Annotated in this window: 3 protein-coding genes; all 3 read left to right on the top strand. The window is 75.5% G+C overall.

Annotation, left to right across the window (positions count from 1 at the left end; genetic code table 11):
* Positions 1 to 1128: fatty acid--CoA ligase family protein (locus tag E1193_RS30210; RefSeq protein ID WP_243707966.1), on the top strand; the 1128-nt coding region annotated here is incomplete at its 5' end.
* Between the two features lie 26 nt (positions 1129 to 1154).
* Positions 1155 to 4310, top strand: coding sequence for a non-ribosomal peptide synthetase (locus E1193_RS30215; protein WP_207922931.1), 3156 nt, complete (start codon positions 1155 to 1157; stop codon positions 4308 to 4310).
* A 2-nt stretch (positions 4311 to 4312) separates the two neighbouring features.
* Positions 4313 to 4575: phosphopantetheine-binding protein (locus E1193_RS30220; RefSeq protein WP_132186546.1), on the top strand; the 263-nt coding region annotated here is incomplete at its 3' end.

A 4575-nucleotide genomic window follows, 5' to 3' on the forward strand; every position in this document is an offset into this window, starting at 1 on the left:
CCACCGGTCCCGCCCGGCGTGGCGACCTGGGCCGCCGACGACCTGCTCGTCGGACCCGGACCCGGCCCTGCCGGCCCCCGCCCGGGCGACCTCGCCCAGATCCTCTACACCTCGGGCACCACGGGCCGCCCGAAGGGAGTGGCCGCCAGCCACGCCAACCTCACCGTGGGCGCGCCGACCCACCCGCGCCGGCTGGCGCTGGCCCACTCGCGGCGGTTCCTGCACGCCTTCGCCATCGGCACCAACGCCGGGCAGACCATGCTGGTGAACGCGCTCACCGCGAAGGCCGCCGCGCTCACCCTGCCCCGCTTCACCCCGGCGCGGTTCGCCCGGCTGGTCGAGGCGCCCGGCACCGGGACCGTGTTCGTCGTCCCGTCGATCGCCGTCGAGCTGCTCGACTCCGGGGCGCTGCGCGGGCGGGACACCGGCGGCGTGCAGCTCGTCGGCTCCACCGCCGCCCCGCTCGCCCCGGCGGTCGCGGCCCGACTGGCCGGGGCGTTCCCGCAGGCCACGATCGTCAACTACTACACCTCGACCGAAGCGGCCCCGGCCCAGACCACGATGATCTACGACCCGTCCCGTCGGGACGCCGTCGGGCGGCCGGCCGATGGGCAGTTGATGGTCGCCGACGCCGACGGGAATCCGCTGCCCGCAGGGGCCACCGGCGACGTGTGGCTGCGCTCCCGGCATCCCCGCGCGTACTACCGGGACGAGGCGGCCAACCAGGCGACCTTCCGCGACGGGTGGGTCCGGATGGGCGACGTCGGCCGGATCGACGCCGACGGCTACCTGTACCTCACCGACCGGCACCAGGACGTCATCAAGACCGGCGCGTTCAAGGTCTCCACGATCGAGGTCGAGGCCGCCCTGCACGAGCATCCGCTGGTCGCGGAGGCGGCTGTCGTCGGGGTGCCGCACCCGGTGCTCGGCTCGGCCGTGGCCGCCGCCGTCGTGCCCCGCCCACCGGCCGGCCCGAACGGGCTGTCCCTGCCGCTGCTGCGCGGCTTCCTGGCCGACCGGCTGGCCGGCTACCAACTGCCCGCCCGGCTTCTGCTGCTGGACCAGCTGCCCCGCAACGAGGCCGGCAAGGTGCTCAAGCGGCAGCTCACCGACCTTTTCGACAACTGACCACCAGCACGACCAGAGGAGCACAAGTGGGCACCGCCGAGGCGACCTTCGCGCAGCACGCCGTCTGGTTCACCGAGCAGGCCGGCGTCGCCGGAACGGCGTACCACATGGCGGTGGGGGTCCGGTTCGCCGCCGAACTCGACCGTCGGGCTCTCGTCGCGGCGTGCGCCGCGGTGACCGAACAGCACCCGGTCCTGGCCGCCCGGATCGTCACCGACGACGACGGCCTCCCCCACCTGGCCCCGGCGGACGCACGCCCGGTGGTCGCGGTGGGGGAGTGGACCGACGCCCGGGTCACCGAGGAGATCACCCGACCGTACGACCTGGCCACCGGCCCCCTGGCCCGGTTCACCCTGCTGACCGGCGCGGACGGCACCCACCTGCTGCTGGTCACCGCGCACCACCTGGCCTTCGATGGCACGTCCAAGGACGTGCTCGTCCGCGACCTGGCCGCCGCCTACGCCGCCGGCACTGCTGGCGGCTCGGCCGGATCCGCCGCCGGCACTGCTGGCGGCTCGGCCAGATCCGTCGCCGCCCGCGCCGGTGGCCCGGCCGCGCCCCCGCCCCGTGCCGACGGGTACGCCGGCCTCGCCGCTGCCGAGCAGCAACGCGTCGCGGTCGACCTGCCCGCCGCCCGCGACCACTGGGCACGGCACTGGTCCGGCCCCGGTGACGTGGTCCTGCCCGGCCTGCGCCGGCTGCCCACCCGGGCGGAGCCCGGCGAGGCCGTGCCCCTGGGCCTGCCCGCCGGTCTGGTCGAGGGCGTCGACCGGGTCGCCCTGTCGATCGGGGTGACCCGCTTCGAGCTGCTGTTCGCCGTGCTGCACGCCCTGCTGGAGCGCTACGGCAACCGGGGCGCGCCGATCGGCGTGGCCCTGTCCACCCGCACCCCGGACCAGGCCGACCGGGTCGGGCTGTTCGTCAACGAGCTGCCCGTCGCGGTCACCGCGACGCGAGACACGTTCCGCGATTACGCCCGCGCCGTCCGGGCCCGGCTGCGCGAGGTGTACCGGCACCGCGCCGTGCCGTTGACCCACGCCGTGTCCGGGTTGCGGCCCGCCCCGGCGCTGACCCCGGTCAGCATCGCCTACCGGCGGCGCGGTGCGGAACCGGTGTTCCCCGGGGTGGCCACCGAGGTCGAGTGGACCCTGTTCTGCGGCGCGGCCCGCAACGCCCTGCACGTGCAGATCGTGGCTGCCCCGACGGGTCTCACGGTGAGCCTGCAGCACAGCCCGACGGCCATCGACACCGACTCGGTACGCCGGATCGGCGGGCACCTGCGCACCATGCTCGCCGCCGTGGTGGCCAACCCTGACCGTCCGGTGGCGGACCTGCCGGTGCTGCCCGACGACGAACTCGACCGGGTCACCCGCGCCGTCAACGACACCGCGCGGGCGTACCCCGCCGTGACGGTGCCGGCCCTGTTCGCCGCACAGGTTGCCGCCGAACCGGACGCGCCGGCCCTGGTCGACGGCGACCGGACGCTGAGCTACGCCCAACTCGACGCCGCCGTCACCCGGCTCGCCGCGCTGATGCGCCAGCGCGGGGCCGATCCCGGCGCGCTGGTGGCCGTCGCGCTGGACCGCTCCTGGCAGGCGGTGGTGACCGTGCTGGCGGTGCTGCGCTGCCGCGCCGCCTACCTGCCGGTCGATCCGGGCAACCCGCCGGCCCGGCAGGAGGCCATCCTCGCCGACGCCGCCCCGGCGTTGGTCGTGACGGGGTCCGTCGCCGAGACGGGTCGGCCCACTCTCGCCCTCGACGGGATCGACCTGCTCGACGGGCCGGTTCCAGCCCGGAGCGGGCCCGCCGACGGGCCACCGACCGTCGACGACCTCGCGTACGTGCTCTACACCTCCGGGTCGACCGGCCGGCCCAAGGGCGTGGCGGTGCGGCACGGCGCGTTGGCGAACGTGTTGCTGGGCGTCCGCGACCTGCTGGGCAGCGGGCCACGGGACCGGTGGCTGCACCTGACGTCGCTGTCGTTCGACATCTCCACCGTGGAGGTCTTCCTGCCGCTGGTCACCGGCGGCCGGGTGGTCGTCGCCTCGGCCGTCAGCGCGTGGGACGGTATGGGCGTGCTGCGGCTGGTCCGCGACGCCGGCGTGACCCACGTCCAGGCCACCCCGTCCGGCTGGCGGGTGCTGCTGGACGCCGGTCTCGGCACGACGGACGTGGCCGCCGGGAACACTCCGCTGGTCGCCCTCGCCGGCGGGGAGGCGCTGCCGGTCGCTCTCGCGCGGGAGCTGCGGGCCCGCACCGCCCGCCTGGTCAACGGGTACGGGCCGACGGAGGCGACCGTCTACGCGAGCGTGGCCGAGATCCCCGCCGATCCCGACGAGGTCACCATCGGTCGGCCGCTGCCGAACGTGCGGGCGTACGTCCTCGACGAGGCCCGCCGGCCGGTGCCGCTCGGGTTACCCGGCGAGCTGTACCTGGGTGGCGCCGGGCTGGCGGCCGGCTACCGGGGGCGTGCCGACCTCACCGCCGAACGGTTCGTGCCGGACCCGTTCGGGCGGGCGGGCGAGCGGCTCTACCGCACCGGCGACCGCTGCCGGTGGCTGCCCGACGGGCGGATCGAGTTCCTGGGCCGCCTCGACGACCAGGTCAAGATCCGGGGGCACCGGGTGGAACTGGGGGAGATCGACGCCCGGCTGCTCGACCATCCGGGCGTGGCCGCGGCGGCCACCGCGCTGCGGCCCGACGCGGAGGAGCCGCGCCTCGTCGCGTACGTGGTGGGCCGCGACGGGGTCGCCCCCCAACCGGCGGAGCTGCGGCAGCACCTGGCGTCGAGCCTGCCCCAGGCGGTGTTGCCCACCGACTACGTGGCGCTCAACCGGCTGCCCCTGAACCCGAACGGGAAGATCGACCGGGCCGCGCTGCCCGCCCCGGCGCCCCGCGACCCGGTCGGGGCGGCACCGGGTGAGACAACCCCCGACGACGGGACCGACGACGACCCGGTGGTCGCGCAGCTGCGCCAGATCTGGCAGGAGGTGCTGCGGATCCCCGACATCGGCGTGCACGAGGACCTGTTCGACCTGGGCGGGCACTCACTGACCATCACCCGGATCAGCGGCCGGATCCAGCAGCGGCTCGGGGTCGAGGTGCCGCTGGACGACTTCTTCGAGACCCCGACCATCGCCGAGATCGCCGAGATCGTCCGGCAGTCCGGAAAGGAGTTCTGACCATGGGTGGCACCGACCTGCGCACGCGGATCGCGGAGCTGGTGAGCGAGGCCACGGCCGGGGAGGTCGCGGCGGCCGACGTGCTCGCCGGCGGGTCGATGGTCGCACTCGGCGTGGACTCCCTCGGCCTGCTGCGCCTGGTCGACGCCATCGAGCTGGAGTACGGCGTCGAGGTGGAGCTGAACAGCCCTGGTCGCCCCCTGGACACGGTGGACGACCTGGTGGCGCTGGTGGATGTGGGCGGGCGAGGCGGCACCGGATCCGG

Source organism: Micromonospora sp. KC606, assembly GCF_004348675.1.
Taxonomy (GTDB): domain Bacteria; phylum Actinomycetota; class Actinomycetes; order Mycobacteriales; family Micromonosporaceae; genus Micromonospora.